The organism is Fibrobacter sp. (assembly GCA_024399065.1).
GTDB lineage: Bacteria > Fibrobacterota > Fibrobacteria > Fibrobacterales > Fibrobacteraceae > Fibrobacter.
The window spans coordinates 89,698-106,168 of sequence record JAKSIB010000001.1 but is presented as its reverse complement, the minus strand read 5'-3'; the positions used below and the strand labels follow the sequence as shown (position 1 = coordinate 106,168).

Sequence of the window (16,471 nt, the reverse complement as noted above, 5' to 3'; positions counted from 1 at the left end):
TCAATGACTCAAACGAAAAAAGCCCCTGTCATCGGCGTCCTTGCCGTGCAGGGTGCATTTATTGAACACCGCAGAATTCTGGAAAGCCTTGGCGCAAAGACATTCGAAATCCGTCAGCTTTCTGATTTGAATCGCGATCCTTCGGAAACCAAGAGCGGGAAGTTTCCTTTCGATGGTCTCGTCCTTCCAGGCGGCGAAAGCACCGTCCAAGGCAAACTGCTGAAGGATTTGGAACTTTTCGAACCGCTGAAAAAGTTGATTCAGGACGGTCTCCCCGTCTTGGGAACATGCGCAGGCCTCATCCTTCTGGCACAGAAACTTTCCAACGATGGCAACGTCTATTTCGGCACACTGCCCGTCACCGTGCAGCGTAACGCCTACGGCCGCCAGCTGGGAAGTTTCTTCGCGGAACAGCCCTTCAAAGGAATCACGAACGCCACCGACGCCACCATCCCCATGACCTTCATCCGCGCCCCCGTGGTTTCAAGCGCCGGCGAAGGCGTGGAAGTCCTTGCGGAAGTTGATCATAAAATAGTCGCAGTCCGCTACAAGAACCAACTGGGAATCACCTTCCATCCGGAACTGAACGAAGACACGAGAATTCATCAGCACTTCCTGAAAATGATTTTTTCTAACTTTGCCATTGATGGCTGAGAAACAGAAAAGAGAACTTTCCTTTGTGCAGAAGGTGGAACGTAGCATTTCCACCACTTATCGCGAACGTCTCTGGACGCCCTTCATCACGGCCATCAAGAAATACAAGCTGATCGAAGAAGGAGACAAAATTGCGGTCTGCATTTCGGGCGGCAAGGATTCCATGCTGCTGGCCAAGCTGATGCAGATGCTTTTGCGCCACACGGATTTTCAGTTTGAAGTCAAGTACCTGGTAATGGATCCGGGCTACAACAAGGTGAATCGGGAAAAGATCGAGAGCAACGCCGCCCTGCTGGAAATTCCCATCACGGTTTTCGAGACCAACATTTTTGACGTTACCGAAAAGGTGGTCAAGTCTCCTTGCTATGTTTGCGCCAAGATGCGCCGCGGTCATCTGTACCACATGGCAAAGGATATGGGTTGCAACAAGATTGCCTTAGGCCACCACATGTCCGACGTCATCGAAACCACCGTCATGGCCATGTTCTACGGCGCGCAACTGCAGGGCATGATGCCCAAGCTTCGCAGCCAGAATTTTGACGGCATGGAACTGATTCGCCCCATGTACTGTATCAACGAGCAGGACATTGTCAACTGGACAAAATACAACTGCCTGGAATTCATCCAGTGCGCCTGCCGCATGACTTCACGCACTGCAGAGCAGGAAGCCTGCGCCATTGACAATGCCGGCGGCAACGGCAGTGGCAATTCCGCCAACGGAGACATCGTAAGCGTCAGCAAACGTAAAGAAACAAAGGAGTTGATCAAGCGCCTCAAGCGAATCAACCCCAATATCGAAAAGAATATTTTCAACAGCGTTCACGCCGTGTGCATCGAGACCTTTCCCGGCTACAAAGCCGGCGGCGAACAGCACAGTTTTCTGGAAGATTACGATAAATCCTAATTCAACACAATGCTTGCTGCGCAAAGCACCAACGACCCCGCCATTACTGCGTTCACTTGCTTTTGGTAATGGACAAAGAATCGTTGCAAGGCGGCTCCGGTAAAAAGCCACGCCAGATTGCAAACGGGTCCAATAAAGGGCAAGAGCAAAGCCAACAACAGAACAGAAAGTAAGCTGTGATTATAGGGCAGCAAAAATGTGGTCTGAACAGTCACGCAAAAGAACATAATCTTCACATAAAACTTTTGCGTATTCATTCAATGCGGTTCATACAAAGAAAGCTACGAATCCTGAAATCAGGGACACAATAGTAAAGCCTGTGAACAGCCCCACCCATTGCTTGAGAGCCACATTTTTTCCGCGGCTCAGCGCCAGCGAAAGGGAACTTAAATTTGCAGGACCTGGCGTAATACTTGCAATAAAACTGTAGAATAAAAACGTAGGCAGAATTTCTAAGGGTATCATAAAACCTCCTAAAAGGAAAGCGCCAGAAAGCTAATGGAACTTCCTGGCGCTTAATTCATTAACACAGATAGGACAAAAAACTATTCAGCGAACAGTGCGGTAGAGAGGTAGCGGTCGCCGGTATCCGGGAGCAAAGCCACGATGGTCTTCCCCTTGTTTTCCGGACGCTTAGCCAGTTCCTTGGCAGCCCAGAGAGCGGCACCAGAAGAGATACCTACCAGCACGCCTTCCTTGTGGCCGATTTCGCGACCGGCTTCGAATGCGGCTTCGTTTTCTACTGCGATGATTTCGTCGTAGACCTTGGTGTTCAAGGTGTCAGGAACGAAACCTGCGCCAATGCCCTGGATCTTGTGAGCGCCAGCAACACCCTTGGAAAGTACCGGAGAGGAAGCGGGTTCAACAGCCACAACCTTCACGTTGGGGTTCTGGGACTTCAGATATTCGCCAACGCCCGTGACGGTACCACCGGTACCCACACCGGCAACAAAGATATCCACCTTACCGTCGGTGTCTTCCCAGATTTCCGGGCCGGTAGAGGCACGGTGAGTTGCCGGGTTTGCCGGGTTCACGAACTGGCCCGGGATAAAGCTGTTAGGAATTTCTGCAGCCAGTTCGTTGGCACGGGCGATAGCACCCTTCATGCCCTTGGCGCCTTCGGTAAGAACAAGTTCTGCACCGTAGGCCTTGATGATCTGGCGGCGTTCAACGCTCATGGTTTCGGGCATCACGATGATGATGCGGTAGCCGCGGGCTGCAGCAACGGAAGCAAGGCCAATGCCAGTGTTACCGGAGGTCGGTTCGATAATCACTGCACCGGGCTTCAGCTTGCCGGACTTTTCAGCGTCATCCAGAATGCCCTTGGCGATACGGTCCTTCACGGAGCCAGCGGGGTTGAAATATTCAAGCTTTGCCAGAACCTTCGCACCGAGATTGTTAGCGGCTTCGATGTGAGTAAGTTCCAGAAGAGGAGTGTGACCAATCAGCTGATCTGCAGAAGTATAAATCTTAGACATTTTGAAATTCCTTTATGTTTAGGTTTTAGACCGGGGCGTTGCCCCTGGTAGACGAAAGACGAGAGATTTAATTTGGCGCCAAAGGCGCTCTATATTAAACGGCTCCGCCGTCATTATTTTTCTTTCGTCTCTCGTCTGTAGTGAGCACAGCGAACGTTCTCTCGTCTATTTACACTTGTTCCAGTGCCTGAGCGAGGTCCGCAATAATGTCATCGATGTGTTCGGTACCGATGGAGAGGCGGATGGTGGACGGAGTGATATTCTGTTCCTTGAATTCTTCTTCGTTCAGTTCGGAATGAGTGGTGGTGTACGGATGAATCACCAGGCTCTTCACATCGGCAACGTTTGCCAAGAGGCTAAAGATCTTCAGGCTATCAATGAACTTCCAGGCTTCGGCCTGACCGCCCTTGATTTCAAAGGTAAAGATGGAGGCGCCACCCTTGGGGAAATACTTCTTGAAGTTTTCGTGATCCGGATGAGACGGCAGGCTGGGGTGGCTAACGGATGCAACCTTCGGGTGCTTGGAAAGGAATTCCACAACCTTCTTGGTATTTTCCACATGGCGTTCGATACGCAGGGACAAGGTTTCAGTACCCTGGATGAGAGCCCATGCAGCAAACGGGGAAATTGCAGCGCCCTGGTCGCGAAGGAGAATGGCGCGGATGTAGGTCACGAATGCGGCACCCGGAACAGCGTCGGCGAAGCTTACGCCGTGGTAGCTCACGTTGGGGTTAGCGATGGTGGGGAACTTGCCAGACTTCCAGTTGGTCTTACCGGATTCAATGATGATGCCGCCGAGAGTGGTACCGTGACCGCCGATGAACTTAGTAGCGGAATGAACAACAACGTCTGCGCCGTGTTCGATGGGGCGGAACAGATACGGAGTGCCGAAGGTGTTGTCGACGATAACGGCGAGGCCGTGCTTGTGACCGAGTTCAATAAGTGCGTCAATATCAGAAACATCAGAGTTGGGATTACCAAGAGTTTCCAGGTAAAGGATCTTGGTGTTTTCCTTGATGGCAGCTTCCACTTCAGCCAGGTTGTGAGTGTCAACGAAAGAAGTGCTGACGCCGAAAGGAGCCAAGGTGTGCTTCAGCAAGTTGTAGGAGCCACCGTAAATGGTCTTCTGGGCAACCACGTGATCGCCAGCCTGAGCGAGAGCTTCAATGGCATAAGTAATGGCAGCAGCACCGGATGCAACGGCGAGAGCTGCGGAACCACCTTCCAGGGCAGCGATACGCTGTTCGAAAACGCCCTGGGTGGAGTTGGTCAAGCGACCGTAAATGTTACCGGCATCGCGAAGGCCGAAACGGTCAGCGGCATGCTGGGAGTTGTGGAAAACGTAAGAGGTGGTTGCGTAAATAGGAACTGCGCGAGAATCGGTTGCGGGGTCTGCGGATTCCTGGCCAACGTGGAGCTGAAGAGTTTCAAAGTGAAGATTCTGAGACATGATTTAATTCCTTTTTAGGTTCGAGGCTCGAGGTTCCAGGTTCGAGGCAATACCTCAAGTCTCCAAGTTTTTTTCGCGTTTTAGCCCGCCGGCTGTTTTGCGAGCGTTTTGCTCGGGGCTTTGGTTTAATGCGTTAGCCTCGCATTCGGAATCCGGCTCGACATCGCCGGTCATTTCTCAGATAAGTTTTAAAATCCATTTTTATTTCTCCGTACAAATTTTTCGGTCCGTCTTTCCTATAAGTTTTGTAGGTTTTCAAACCGACAGGTACAAGTTAAAAACAATTTCCTACTCATCCAATAGGTTTTGCAGGAAAACTATAACTTTTTTTTCACTTTTCTTTGTTTTCTATAGATTTTAACTATAACCAATCCTTAAGAAAGGCTATAATTCGTCCTTTTTCGCAAAAATTCGCAGGTTTAGTACAAATAAAAAAAGCCGGTTTTCACCAGCTTTTTAGAGATACGACGAGTGCAACGCCCCGAGTCGTTTAAATTCTAGAGCCCGCAGCTCCAGATTTTATCGTCGGGCATTTTGCCATCGGCGGCTTCAACACCACGCACAAACTGGTCCAGCTTAACTCCCTCTAGGTAACCGCGGATAATGCCGTCCAGTTCCTTCCACACCGGAAGCGTAATGCAAATGCCGGCGCGTTCGCACTTGTTCTCCTTGTCGTCCAGGCAGGCTACAGGCGCCACCGAGGTTTCCGTCAGGGAGAGAATATCCCACACGCTGCATTCCGAAGGTTCGCACTTAAGCTTGTAGCCACCGCCCTTGCCGCGGGCACCTTCCAAAAGCTTGCTGCGCACCAAAGTTCCCAGAATGCCTTCCAGGTACTTTTCAGAGATTTGCTGACGGGCTGACAGTTCCTGCAGTTTCACGTAATTGTCACGGCCATTCTTAGCCAGGTCAATCATCACACGCAAAGCATAACGGCCTTTAGTAGAAATTCGCATTTTGCGCCTCCACCATTAAAGATAAAAAGAAAAACGCCCAAACGAGCGTTTTTCCTTGAAAAACTATAGGATTTGTAGGCTTTCGATTCTAGAACTATTCGTTACCCAGATATTCCACGGCGAAGATCAAAGTAGAGCCTGCTGGAATCGGACCTGCGGCGCGGTTGCCGTAACCAATTCCCGGCGGAACGATCAAGATTCTCTTTTCACCCGGAAGCATACCCTGAACACCCAGTTCCCAACCGCGGATCACACGGCCACCACCCAGCGGGAAGCTGAATACCTGGCCACGGTCACGGGAGCTATCGAACTTGTAGCCATTGGTAAGCCATCCGGTATAATGGACCACAGCCTTGTCGCCCTTCTGGGCAGGTTCGCCTTCGCCCTGCTTGATTACAGCGTAGCGCAAGCCTTCGGAACCGTTTTCAAAAGTCAATGCGGTTGTATCCGGGAAGAAGTCCATGGCGGCAGCCACAGCTTCGTCAATTTCTGCAGAAACCAGTTCCACCTTGAAGATCAAGGTGGAGTTGGAGGGAATCATGGAGTAGGCTGTTGCGCCATAGCCCATGTTGGGAGAAACGCGGAACCAGCGAACGCCGCCTTCACGCATGCCTTCGAGGCCTACTTCCCAGCCCTTGATCATCTTGCCAGCGCCAAGCACAACCTGGAGGGGCTTGCCCATGTCCTTGGAGCTACCGAACTTACGGCCAGAAAGAAGCCAGCCGGTATAATGAGTCTTAAGCACGGAACCTACGGCGGCAGGCTTGCCGGAACCAACCTTTTCGTCGTAAATCTTGAGACCCTTGGCGGCATCCTTCCACTTGAGCCCTTCAACACTCTTGGGGAATACGTCCGGTTCCATGGGTTTTTCTGCGGCAACCAACTCCACTTCAAAGTAAAGATCGGAGTATGCAGGAATGCCTTCCAGGGAGTTTTCGCCATAAGCCATCTGGTAGGGCACATAAAGCTTGCGGATTTCGCCAACCTTCATGCCCATAAGGCCCTTTTCCCAACCCGGGATCACCATACCCACGCCGATAGTGAATTCCAGCGGTTCGCCATTTGCATAGGAGTCAGCAAAGGGACCGTTTTCAGCAGCTTCGGTAGATTCAGCGGTAGAGTCGGTTGCAGCAGAACCAGCCACGACAACAGAGTCATTTTTTGACACTTCTGTCAACTTGGTGCTATCCTGGTACAGGAATCCTTTGTAATGAACTTTAATCAATTGTCCTGCACGGATCGGGTCTCCAGAACCTTCCTTTACGGTTTCCATTTTGAAAGGAACGGCGAAACAGCTCACACTCATCAACAGAACAAGAAAAATCTTTAATTTAGACATAATATCTCCTGTCTCATAAAATAGAAAATGCTAGTTTTTTAGAGTACGGGTTTCACCCAAACGGAATTGAATATGCTATCAATCATCATTGTAATCGCAATTATTGTCCTGTCGATCATTCTCGCCGCCATCGGCGCCTACGTGGTTATCCACAGCTCCGATGAAAAAGACGAGCCGAAGAAGGTCATCGACGTGTCCGGCCAGTACGCTGTAGTGGTCCGCCCCGCCCGCGAATCTCTTGAAGCGGTCAAGCCCTCCGACGCATCTCTGCGTTCCTGGCTTGAAACTCAGGATCTGACTCCCGACCAGAGGGAAGCCCTGATCGCCCAGTGGCACCAGACCATGGAAGAAACTATTAGAACCATTGACGAAGGCGACCGCAACGGCACCGCCACCTACCGCATCGTCCTCGGTCCCAAAGGCAAGGAATACTGCAAGTTCGTCAACGAGGAAAACTTCATTACCCGCGAACAGATCCGCAACCATGCCGAGATCTTGCCGCCTTATGTTTTGGGTTGCGACTGCAAGCTCTTGCCGAAGCAGCCTTGGGAAAACCCAAGTAAATCCGGATGGAAGGCTGTCGTTCCGTCTCACGGAAGCAGCTACGACGTACCGGACTGGAGGCACCTTGCGTAAATCCCTACTTTCCGCCCTTTTGCTCGCACCTGCCCTGACGTTTGCAGCAGGTTCCGCTATTATCACACTTGAAATGCCCGTTGGCGCACGTCAGCTGGGTATGGGCGAAGCCGGTTCTGCCATGGCAGACGACGCTACCGCCATGTTCTACAATCCGGCAGGTCTCGCTTTCGGTCCCTTGGCCGACGAATGGCGCGTATCCTACTCCGCCGACGCCAAGAACGCACCTTATTTCACAAGCATGGCAGCCCGTTCCAAGAACGGTTTCTTCAGCAAGAGCGAACTTTGGGCCGGTACCGCAGAAGGTATCCAGAAATTTGACGGCGAACAGTGGATCAATTACCATTCCATCACTCTCCAGGGTAACGCCAAGGTCCGTGACGCAGTGAAGGTCTACGTCGGAACAGAACGCGGCTTGGACGAATATGTTCGCCAGGTGAAGGCATTCAACGAAATCAAGAACGCCGAAGACGAAAAGCACGTGGTGGAAGTGAAGATGCCCTGGAACCTGGTGGTCAAGGACACTATCACCGCCGTTCTTTATGAAAGCCGCACCGAAAAGCTCTGGGTAGGTACACCCAAGGCTCTTTATCGTTTCGACGGTAAGGGCTGGAAGAGCTACGAATCCGAACTGGGCAACCACAGAATTTCCGCCTTGGTAAGCCAGGGTGCATCCATCTGGATCGGTACCGACGATGGTTTGTTCGTCTACCGCAACGGCCAGTTCGAACAAAAAGGTAAGGTTCTCCCCAGCCAGAAGATTAACGCCCTCGCCTGGTCCGAAAGCCGCAAGGAACTTTTCGTTGCAGCCGACGGTGCAGGTATCGCACGTCTCGTCCCCAAGAAGTCTGTGAACGACAAGGACCGCTGGAGCCTGTTCACCGAAGAAGACGGCGTCATGGACCTTAAGCCCACCGCCTTGGCCATCGACAGCTCGGGTCACGTATGGGCAGCCCACGAAGGCGGCCTTAGCCACTTCAACCTCCGCAAGTGGGAACAGGTGCAGTTCGCAAATAACCACGTCAATGCAGTCTCCGTCGACCAGAAGGGCGGCATCTGGATTGCAACCGACAAGGGTGTCTGGCGCCATCTGCCGGATTATGCAACCGCCAGCGGCCGTAAGGCAGAACTTGAACGTGGCACTGCAGAACAGGAAGGCAGTGTCAAGAAGGACGATGAATGGATCCATTACCATTCCGGAAACGGCCTCTCTGTAAATAAGGTTTGGACAGTCCTTCCCCAGGGCAACGACGTCTGGTTCAGTACCGCTAATGGCATGGAACAGTTCAAGGACGCCGACTACCAGCTCACCGCCTTCTACGAAAAGCTTTTGCCGGTCTTGAATATTCCTGACCTGTACCACCTCTATGGCGGCATGACCATCCCGCTGAACGACTGGGGTACCTTGGGCGCATTCGTAAACTTCGTCAGCTTCGGTTCCACTGTGGCATCCGCAGATGTCGACGTGGATGACCTTGTAGCATACAACAGTTCTGAAATCGTGGGCGGCGTCAGCTACGGCACCCGTTTCCCCGGTGACTGGGGTCTCGGCCTCTCCATCAAGTTCTTCTACTCCGACCTGAGCTCTGGCGCAGGTGCCGGCGAAGAAGAAGCAACCACCTTCGGTTACGCATTTGATATCGGCGTTCTCAAGAAGAACTTGATTATCCCGAAGTTGAATTTCGCCGCAGCACTTTTGAACATCGGTCCTAGCGTCTACTACGTGGACAAGACCAACGAAGATCCGATTCCCTTGACCTGGCGTCTTGGCCTCGCCTACGAGATCTTCTCCTTGGCAGACTACAAGTTGACCGTTGCAGCAGACTATAACCGCGAAGTGGTCTATGACGACGAACGCGGTAATCCGGAACCGTTCTACATCGCCTGCTGGAAATCCTTGCTCAACCCGGAACGCGGTGGCGACGGTTTCTTTGAACAGTTGAAGAACTCTGTAATGCAGGGTGTGTTCAACGTGGGCTTGGAATTCATCTACTCCAACACCATCGCCCTTCGCGCAGGTTACCTGCACGACCAGACCGGCAAGCGTAACGAAGTTGACTTCGGCTTCGGCTTTATGCTCAGCGACATGCTTCAGTTCGACTTTGCCACCATCAAGGATGTGGGCGACAACGACGGCGTTCGCGACGGTCAGATGCGCTTCGGTATGCTGTTCAAGTTCTAGCCGAAGGCAAGAACTTGAATTATGAATTACAAATTACGAGATTTAACTAGGCGGCTTCGCCGCAAAAAAAAGCGGACCTTTCGGTCCGTTTTTTTTTCGTACATCGTAAATCGTAATTCGTAATTGGAATTACTCTTCTCGCTGGAAAATCACCAGGGCACGTTCCTGGGTGCTGTTAGGAATGGAATAGAAATGCTTTTCCAGCAGCTTGTAGCCGTAATCTTCCGGATGCAGGGTCTTCAATTCGTCAGCAGCGGCAGGACCCTTCATAAAGAATACGCGGCCTCCAACCTTCAGGGAATTCTGGAGGCGCGGGAAAGTCTTTTCCATCAGTTCGAAAGCTCGGCTAATCACGCCATCCACAGGAATGGTCATGCTGTGGCTTGTAACCTTGTGGCCGAACACGTCAATATCCTTCAAGCCCAGTTTTTCAATCACCATGTTCAAGAAATTGATACGATTGGGGCGAGGTTCACAAAGAGTCAGGTTGATCTTCGGGTTCACAATCTTCAGGGGGATTCCCGGGAAACCCGCGCCACTTCCCACGTCGATCATGCGGGCCGGCCACTTTTCAACGAATGCGTTAATCAAGGTACAGTCGGCATAGTGACGTTCCACCATAGTTTCAAAGGCGTTGAGGCGAGTCAAATCCTGGTCATCATTGTTGGCGCGGATCAGCTGGTGGTATTCCCAAATCTGCTTCAGGGTGTCTTCCTGAAGTTCTACTCCATAATAATGCAGAAGCTTATCAAGGCCCGCCAAAGACGGAGTCACGCGTTTGCCATTGAACAGAGGGAACTCTGTGCGGGGAGCCTTCATATGAGGCACAAAGGCGCTGCCTAAGGCGTCTGCACCACGGGCAGGCATACGAGAAGGAACTTTACCCCAGGAACCCTTATTGGGCTTTTTTGACCAGTTTGAATTTGCCATGACCCAAAATTAGAAATCCTAAAAAAAATTCAAAGATAGAGGGCCATTTCCAGCCAAAAGAACGTGTATAAAAAAGAGGCAAAAATGAAATTTTATCACGTTACACAATTCTACATACTCCTCCTTACCCAAAGTCTTTTTGCATCCATTCAAACTTTAACCGAATCCCAGGTTTTTGAATGGTGGGACGATGGGATCGTATCGGCGGAAGAGGCCCAGGAAATGTTAAACCTTCTGCAAGAGGACAACGCCCATGAAGCATGCGTCCTGGCAGAAATCTACGCATTGGAAAATTGCGAATCGGAAGTCACAAGATTTGAATCCGTAAAGGTTCAACATCCACGACGTCAATCACAGAAAAAAGAAAACCCTGAAAAATCCAAAATTTCAGAACAATTCAGCGGGCGTTTTACCTGGAAACTTCAAACAGATTCACTGGGAGAAATTGAAAAGTCCAACTTAAAACTTCAGCTGAACTTCTACCGTTTCAATCTCCGCCTGGGTTCTCAAAAACTTTTAACCTACAAGAATAAAAATACCGAAGCATACTTCGGTCAAATCTCCACCAAGGAATTTCACAGTCACATTCCTCTGGACACCTTGTGGGGAACGGCGTTATTTTTCCCTATAAAAAATTTCACCCTAGGCGCAGCTCTGGATACAGCAAAGAACTTTCAAGGGTCACTAAACTACGCAATCAGCAAATCAACTTCGGTCAAATCCGCTTATTGGTATTCACCTCAGCAACAATCAGTGGCGTTGCACGCAAAGTCCCCTTGGGGAGAAATTTCCGCCTGGCAAGTTGTCTCACCCGATGCAGATTTTTCACCTCTCATAAAACTGGAATTGCACAACAAGGAAAAACAAAATTTCCATGTCCTATCTTGGAAAACCGTAGCCTATATTCACGGAGATTCTGTGCCCACGCAATCCCATTTAAGCGCAACATTGCTCAAGTACAAATTCTGGGGTTCGCAAAATTTCAATTTCACCATTCCGAATTTTTGGAATGCTAAAGTTTCAGCAAGTACGAGAATAACTATTCCACTAGACGCCGATACGGCCAGTGCAAAAATTAAAATTGGGGGCGAATCCGGCCCCGAGCTTTTTCGAGGTTCCGTAAGCGCCTCCTGCCTGAAGGCGGAAAACGGTTGTACCCAAATGGACTTGAAGGCCAAAATAACATCAAAACCTTTTGGAAAGGACTTTATTGCAAACGCCAGCGTTCAGGAACAAATTGTTCGAAACAAGGAGGCGGCCCTCCCCCGCTGGGAAATCGCGACAACCTACCTGCCGACAGTCCAAAACTTCGCCAAGTTGGCCCTAGTTTTCCCAAAAGGGCGGCCCCGGCATCACATACAAATTCGCAATGAGGTCAATATATCCACCCAGACCTACCCCCAGATTCGGTGCAATTTGACCACCACCTTTGAAAAAAAAGAGGTTTCCCGGTTACACCCCGTACACGGCTATTTACAAATAAACCTAGGTTTTTAATCAAAAAACGGCATTTTTACGGGGGTCGCCGCCATACCACGTACACCTTGTTTACTCGAGTAACCAAGATTTATACGATTTTTAGGTCTAGGAAGCCCCCGAATATCTACTTTATAGGTACCCAAACACTCCCAGACGCCATTAGGTTACCTCCTTTACCTGATGGCGTCGTTTTTTATATTTGGACCATGCTTATTCCTGCAATTATTGGAGCCATTTCTTTTTTGCCCTCCGTGGCATTGAATATCGCCTTGGCTTTGGGCGCACCTCTGGGAATGTACGCCATGAACGGCCGCCATCGTGTGGTCCCCAAGGAAGTCCGCCGCGCATTCATCGTGCCTATTATTATGCAGTTTGTTTCCCTGTGGTTTCTACTGACCGCAGGCAACGTTTTGCCGGAAGCCGCAAGCCAGCTTTTGCCCCGCATCATCACTACGATTTTTGCATTCTTCTTTTCCCTCTATATGACCTTCTACATGGCAACGGTCTTGTTCAGCACCAGCCGCAAGGAAAAGATGGTCATGGGATTTTTCGCCATCGTCACTACCATTTGCTACTGGGCAACTGCATTCGGCACGCTGAACTATGACTGATCAAGTCAACGAAAAAAAAGACTGCGCTTACGCCAAACCGCCAAAGCATAATTACCAGCGGGACCTGGAATACATTATCCACGGTTTGCAGAAACGTGGCGAAGTGCCCCACCTGCTCCTCCACGCATGTTGCGCACCCTGTAGCAGTTACTGCATTGAGTACCTTTCCCAATTCTTCAAGATAACCGTATTCTACTACAACCCGAATATTTCTCCCGATGAAGAATACCGTCATCGCGTTGCGGAAATCAAGCGTTTCGTTGCCGAGTTCCCCACCAAGAATCCGGTGACCTTGATTGAGGGCGAATACGAACCCAAGAAGTTTTACGAAACGGTCCGCGGTCTAGAAAACGAACCCGAAGGTGGCAAGCGTTGCCGCAAATGTTTTGAGATGCGTCTGGCAGAAAGCGCCCGCATCGCCAAGGAACTCTGCGTCGATTTCGTCACCACCACCCTCACCATCAGCCCCATGAAGGACGCCCAAGTTCTTAACGAAGTGATGCAGGAACAGTGCGACGTCTATGGCGTCAAGCGCCTCCCCACCGACTTTAAAAAGAAAGGTGGATTCAAGCGATCCACCGAACTCTCCGAAGAGTATAAATTATACCGTCAGAATTTTTGCGGTTGCGTATTCTCTATGCGAGAAGCAAAAGAACGCGAAGCCCGAGCTGCCGCAACCAAGGCCGAAGATATTTAATCCCAACTTATCACAGCCTTACCAGCCTCTTCATCAAACAGCCAGTAAATGGAGCACTTTTGAGACTTGTCTCGGGAGCCATTGACGAAAACCTCACACTCGTCCCTAAAGAATGAAACGCATTCATCCGTTTCCTCGTCACAGGAACGGTCGCTACGTAAACTTCTAATCATCTCCACAGGTTTATGATTTTCATCCTCATAGGTCATCAACAGAACAGAGCCATCTCCGTTGTACGTAATCTCAACCGTATCTGACGAGAATACATAATCCATCCATTCGAAATGTTTGTCCATTACATGAATTCGATTGGAACCAAGTATAAATCTCATTGTGCCGTATGGAAGTGTATCCGCCACGGGAATCTTCTCAAAGTCCATGCTAAACTTATATGATACCGTATCAAGTAAAACCTTTGCGTAAGAAGAATTCCCCGTTCCACTAGTAGCACAACCAACTGCATTATCGGTTGTCCATCCTGAACAGCCTAAGAATACGCACGAGAATACTAGTGCAACCGATAACAGCAATTTTTTTATTGCAGCCATCCCGTTAATCATTGCCATCATCCTTTCCCTTCAAATCCCGACTCAGCGGAAACAGCTGCATACTCAAACGATATACACGATCATATTCCTTCACATCCAAAAGAATGTTCTCTATTCTTTTGTGAAAATCTGCAATTTCAGCAACAATGCGTTCATAGGCCTTTCGATCTAGTCCAACGGTCTTTCCGGACAAATGACGTTCCGACGGCGGAAACTCCTCCAAAGAATCCGACGCAATTCTTGCATATTTCTTTTGCAAGGCGCGCATGGCCACATTCAAAGCCGCCTTCTGATCAGGATTGAATTCCGGATTCAAACCCGAGTCTTCCTGCTGGTAGACAATTTCGCCCTTCTTGTTCACCGTCTTTTTCAAAAGTCCCATTTGGATCATCAAATCCAAGGAATAGCGAACATCCGCCGCCGGCACAGACGGGCACAAGACTCGTGCCATATCGATGGGTTTTGCGCCCGGCATAATCGGGGCCAACTCACGAAGGGCGGGATTTATCCAATTGCTGAAATAAGAATAGAATTCTCCACCAAGAATGCGGACCTTGTTGTCGGCAGCAAGCTTTTGCATCCTGACAAAGGCCTTTTGCTTTTGGACATCAGTGGTTCCATCACAAAACTCCACCATCCGGCAAAAGTATTCAATCTGGAATCCAGTCAATTCCATTGCGACGGCAACCTTTTCGGCACCAACTTGACTTAAGCGCGTCTTACCATCACACACCAGTTTCAAATAACCAGATGAAGCGAAACCCGCAAGCTTCGCAAATTCACGCCACGTAAAAGCCGAGGAACGTTTACGTTCCTCGTAAAAGTCGCGCATGAAACTGCGATAGTCTTGGTATTCAACAATGGATTTCACTTCACATTCCTAAAACCAGTAGCCCACTCCCAGTTGAACTTTCAACATCCTATAAAAAGTCGCCGAGTAGACTCTACGCTGCTCCGTGACTTCCGTTACGTCATCCCAGGAGTTGTAATACCAAACGGTTTTTGTAACATCCGTACAAACGCTGTGGGCCTCCACAAGATCATTCAATCGGTACATCAGTCGAAAGTCTACAAAGAATCCAGATGGAAAGACGTTGCCCATCGCAACAGCAATATTGGCGCCAAATTTGTTAGTATGGGAAGCCAAAGATTCCTTCTCACCCGATTCATATATGAATCTCCTTTCCGTACGGTGATCCATCAACACATCAAAAACTAAACCACCTTCGATAAAGCTTCCCGTAGGGGATCTGGCTTGTATAAACAACGGTATTTCCATGAACCAGAATTTGTCAATCTTCCAGGGATTTCCATTACCATCATCACAGGGATCGCAAGGACCTTCTGCCGGGCAGAAACATGCCTTGTTGGGATCTCCCGCATATCCTGAAAATTTTCGGTAATCTACACCAACTCCGGAATGAAGAAAAACAATATCATTAAAACGATAGGATAGGTCCAATGATATTCCATCACCAATAGCAACTTCAGATGAATAAATATTTGGACCATCTGTATGGATACGCATGCCACTCAAACTTCCTCGGGCACCGATATCAAAGTTTCCAAAGCCCGCCATTACGAAACTTGAAAACCACAGAATCAATACAGCAATAAGTCTCTGCATAAAAAGTCTCCTAACCCCTAAAACCAGTAACCTACGCCTAACTGTATCTTGAACAACTTATAGTAACAACCCCGAGGCCTTTCAACATTCATAATCACAGGATAAGAATGTCCTTCGCTATCAACTTTGACAAAGGCCTTTTCCTCAACATCAACCAAACTTTTCGCGCCAATAATATCAGTTACTTGAATAGCTGATCTCAAGTCCACTGAAAAACCGGATTTGAATTTGTAGCCCATTCCCAAAGCCAGGGCGACTCCAAAATCTTCAAATTCGGGAATATAGGCCTCGCTTTCATCTTCCTCATATTCGTATTCCGATTTCAGCGCGAATCTCATTTCAAGAATCGCACCACCTTCAACAAATAAGCCCATCGGGAAACGCCACTGCAATAAAAACGGGCGCTGGATATAGATCATTTCAAATCCATTGTAGCCATGAGCATCTTCTGTCTTACAAACACTATGGGTGTGCCCATTCTGCTCTGACGTCACACCACAAACTTCACGAGAGTCAAAGTACTCGTAGAAGAGACGATAATCAAATGCGGCAGCAGAATGAAAATGCAAGCCACCAATCAATCTGAAAGTCATGTCATAAGACAAGGTGGCATTGAATCCACTATTGGACGGGAAAATGTCCTTCTTCGAATCGGACACCACAGACGTGTAGCCTGCAGCAAAGCGGATTCCCTTATCCAGGAACCTCTCTCCAGCAAACGCTGAACCTGCAAATAGCAGCACCAGTAGAACTGCAAGTCGTTTTCGCATAAAAAGGCCTCCTAACCCCTAAACGCAAATTTTTCTCTTTCCCCATAACAAATTTAGCTTAATGTCAAAATTTTCGTATAGATTTATGAAACAAAAAATCCATTTTTCTTCGAAATTTAGCCCATTTTAAAACTTTTATGTATTTTTCAACATTTCTATGAAACATTTTGTTTCTTATAGGAAAAAGCCCCGCAAAATGCGAGGCCTCTG

18 protein-coding genes are annotated in these 16,471 nt (G+C 49.2%); 7 read left to right on the top strand and 11 right to left on the bottom strand.

Annotated features, from left to right (window positions below; translation table 11 throughout):
* Positions 1-3: 3 nt before the first annotated feature.
* Positions 4-654 carry a pyridoxal 5'-phosphate synthase glutaminase subunit PdxT gene (gene pdxT / locus MJZ25_00455; GenBank protein MCQ2122638.1) on the top strand — a complete coding sequence of 217 codons (651 nt, stop codon included), beginning with the start codon at positions 4-6 and terminating at the stop codon, positions 652-654.
* A complete protein-coding gene (locus MJZ25_00450) occupies positions 647-1,558 on the top strand; it encodes a tRNA 2-thiocytidine biosynthesis protein TtcA (protein MCQ2122637.1) in 912 nt (303 codons plus the stop codon). Before pdxT ends, MJZ25_00450 begins: the two co-directional genes overlap by 8 nt.
* On the opposite strand, the gene MJZ25_00445 is transcribed toward MJZ25_00450, so the two are convergent.
* From MJZ25_00445 to MJZ25_00420, 6 genes are all read right to left on the bottom strand, one after another.
* Positions 1,555-1,815 carry a hypothetical protein gene (locus MJZ25_00445; GenBank protein MCQ2122636.1) on the bottom strand — a complete coding sequence of 87 codons (261 nt, stop codon included), beginning with the start codon at positions 1,813-1,815 and terminating at the stop codon, positions 1,555-1,557. The genes MJZ25_00450 and MJZ25_00445 overlap by 4 nt on opposite strands.
* A gap of 10 nt (positions 1,816-1,825) precedes the next feature.
* Positions 1,826-2,023, bottom strand: coding sequence for a hypothetical protein (locus MJZ25_00440; GenBank protein MCQ2122635.1), 198 nt, complete (start codon positions 2,021-2,023; stop codon positions 1,826-1,828).
* An 80-nt stretch (positions 2,024-2,103) separates the two neighbouring features.
* Positions 2,104-3,036 (bottom strand): cysteine synthase A, encoded by a 933-nt coding sequence (gene cysK / locus MJZ25_00435; protein ID MCQ2122634.1) that lies wholly within the window; start codon positions 3,034-3,036, stop codon positions 2,104-2,106.
* A gap of 169 nt (positions 3,037-3,205) precedes the next feature.
* Positions 3,206-4,486, bottom strand: coding sequence for an O-acetylhomoserine aminocarboxypropyltransferase/cysteine synthase (locus tag MJZ25_00430; protein ID MCQ2122633.1), 1,281 nt, complete (start codon positions 4,484-4,486; stop codon positions 3,206-3,208).
* A 497-nt stretch (positions 4,487-4,983) separates the two neighbouring features.
* Entirely contained in the window at positions 4,984-5,442 is a 459-nt protein-coding gene (locus MJZ25_00425; protein MCQ2122632.1) for an Rrf2 family transcriptional regulator, read from the bottom strand.
* Between the two features lie 94 nt (positions 5,443-5,536).
* A complete protein-coding gene (locus MJZ25_00420) occupies positions 5,537-6,781 on the bottom strand; it encodes an FKBP-type peptidyl-prolyl cis-trans isomerase (protein MCQ2122631.1) in 1,245 nt (414 codons plus the stop codon).
* 72 nt (positions 6,782-6,853) lie between these two features.
* On the opposite strand from MJZ25_00420, the gene MJZ25_00415 reads away from it, so the two are divergent.
* Together MJZ25_00415 and MJZ25_00410 are read left to right on the top strand one after the other, a co-directional pair.
* Positions 6,854-7,417, top strand: coding sequence for a hypothetical protein (locus MJZ25_00415; GenBank protein MCQ2122630.1), 564 nt, complete (start codon positions 6,854-6,856; stop codon positions 7,415-7,417).
* A complete protein-coding gene (locus tag MJZ25_00410; protein MCQ2122629.1) occupies positions 7,410-9,599 on the top strand; it encodes a PorV/PorQ family protein in 2,190 nt (729 codons plus the stop codon). The genes MJZ25_00415 and MJZ25_00410 overlap by 8 nt, the downstream gene beginning before the upstream one ends.
* A 129-nt stretch (positions 9,600-9,728) precedes the next feature.
* On the opposite strand, the gene rsmG is transcribed toward MJZ25_00410, so the two are convergent.
* Positions 9,729-10,529, bottom strand: a complete 801-nt coding sequence (gene rsmG, locus MJZ25_00405) for a 16S rRNA (guanine(527)-N(7))-methyltransferase RsmG (GenBank protein MCQ2122628.1) — start codon at positions 10,527-10,529, stop codon at positions 9,729-9,731.
* 84 nt (positions 10,530-10,613) lie between these two features.
* Between rsmG and MJZ25_00400 the strand changes: the two genes are divergently transcribed.
* The 3 genes from MJZ25_00400 (at position 10,614) to MJZ25_00390 (ending at position 13,316) form a co-directional block, all read left to right on the top strand.
* Positions 10,614-12,026, top strand: a complete 1,413-nt coding sequence (locus MJZ25_00400) for a hypothetical protein (protein ID MCQ2122627.1) — start codon at positions 10,614-10,616, stop codon at positions 12,024-12,026.
* 188 nt (positions 12,027-12,214) lie between these two features.
* Positions 12,215-12,619, top strand: coding sequence for a hypothetical protein (locus MJZ25_00395; protein MCQ2122626.1), 405 nt, complete (start codon positions 12,215-12,217; stop codon positions 12,617-12,619).
* On the top strand, positions 12,612-13,316 hold the full coding sequence (locus MJZ25_00390) for an epoxyqueuosine reductase QueH (protein MCQ2122625.1): 705 nt from the start codon (positions 12,612-12,614) through the stop codon (positions 13,314-13,316). The genes MJZ25_00395 and MJZ25_00390 overlap by 8 nt, the downstream gene beginning before the upstream one ends.
* Here MJZ25_00390 and MJZ25_00385 read toward each other — a convergent pair.
* The 4 genes from MJZ25_00385 to MJZ25_00370 all read right to left on the bottom strand — a co-directional run bounded on the left by MJZ25_00385 (position 13,313) and on the right by MJZ25_00370 (position 16,261).
* Complete coding sequence (locus MJZ25_00385; protein ID MCQ2122624.1) at positions 13,313-13,648, bottom strand: hypothetical protein; 336 nt, start codon at positions 13,646-13,648, stop codon at positions 13,313-13,315. The genes MJZ25_00390 and MJZ25_00385 overlap by 4 nt on opposite strands.
* Positions 13,649-13,868: 220 nt before the next feature.
* Positions 13,869-14,735, bottom strand: coding sequence for a TIGR02147 family protein (locus MJZ25_00380; protein ID MCQ2122623.1), 867 nt, complete (start codon positions 14,733-14,735; stop codon positions 13,869-13,871).
* A 9-nt stretch (positions 14,736-14,744) separates the two neighbouring features.
* Entirely contained in the window at positions 14,745-15,491 is a 747-nt protein-coding gene (locus MJZ25_00375) for a PorT family protein (GenBank protein MCQ2122622.1), read from the bottom strand.
* A gap of 17 nt (positions 15,492-15,508) precedes the next feature.
* A complete protein-coding gene (locus MJZ25_00370; protein MCQ2122621.1) occupies positions 15,509-16,261 on the bottom strand; it encodes a hypothetical protein in 753 nt (250 codons plus the stop codon).
* Between the last annotated feature and the right edge of the window lie 210 nt (positions 16,262-16,471).

Excerpts from the sequence above, each read along its gene's own strand:
- pdxT (MCQ2122638.1), top strand. The coding sequence starts at position 4 with ATGACTCAAACGAAAAAAGCCCCTGTCATCGGCGTCCTTGCCGTGCAG.
- MJZ25_00450 (MCQ2122637.1), top strand. The coding sequence starts at position 647 with ATGGCTGAGAAACAGAAAAGAGAACTTTCCTTTGTGCAGAAGGTGGAA.
- MJZ25_00445 (MCQ2122636.1), bottom strand. The coding sequence starts at position 1,815 with ATGAATACGCAAAAGTTTTATGTGAAGATTATGTTCTTTTGCGTGACT.
- MJZ25_00440 (MCQ2122635.1), bottom strand. The coding sequence starts at position 2,023 with ATGATACCCTTAGAAATTCTGCCTACGTTTTTATTCTACAGTTTTATT.
- cysK (MCQ2122634.1), bottom strand. The coding sequence starts at position 3,036 with ATGTCTAAGATTTATACTTCTGCAGATCAGCTGATTGGTCACACTCCT.
- MJZ25_00430 (MCQ2122633.1), bottom strand. The coding sequence starts at position 4,486 with ATGTCTCAGAATCTTCACTTTGAAACTCTTCAGCTCCACGTTGGCCAG.
- MJZ25_00425 (MCQ2122632.1), bottom strand. The coding sequence starts at position 5,442 with ATGCGAATTTCTACTAAAGGCCGTTATGCTTTGCGTGTGATGATTGAC.
- MJZ25_00420 (MCQ2122631.1), bottom strand. The coding sequence starts at position 6,781 with ATGTCTAAATTAAAGATTTTTCTTGTTCTGTTGATGAGTGTGAGCTGT.
- MJZ25_00415 (MCQ2122630.1), top strand. The coding sequence starts at position 6,854 with ATGCTATCAATCATCATTGTAATCGCAATTATTGTCCTGTCGATCATT.
- rsmG (MCQ2122628.1), bottom strand. The coding sequence starts at position 10,529 with ATGGCAAATTCAAACTGGTCAAAAAAGCCCAATAAGGGTTCCTGGGGT.
- MJZ25_00400 (MCQ2122627.1), top strand. The coding sequence starts at position 10,614 with ATGAAATTTTATCACGTTACACAATTCTACATACTCCTCCTTACCCAA.
- MJZ25_00395 (MCQ2122626.1), top strand. The coding sequence starts at position 12,215 with ATGCTTATTCCTGCAATTATTGGAGCCATTTCTTTTTTGCCCTCCGTG.
- MJZ25_00390 (MCQ2122625.1), top strand. The coding sequence starts at position 12,612 with ATGACTGATCAAGTCAACGAAAAAAAAGACTGCGCTTACGCCAAACCG.
- MJZ25_00385 (MCQ2122624.1), bottom strand. The coding sequence starts at position 13,648 with ATGAGATTTATACTTGGTTCCAATCGAATTCATGTAATGGACAAACAT.
- MJZ25_00375 (MCQ2122622.1), bottom strand. The coding sequence starts at position 15,491 with ATGCAGAGACTTATTGCTGTATTGATTCTGTGGTTTTCAAGTTTCGTA.
- MJZ25_00370 (MCQ2122621.1), bottom strand. The coding sequence starts at position 16,261 with ATGCGAAAACGACTTGCAGTTCTACTGGTGCTGCTATTTGCAGGTTCA.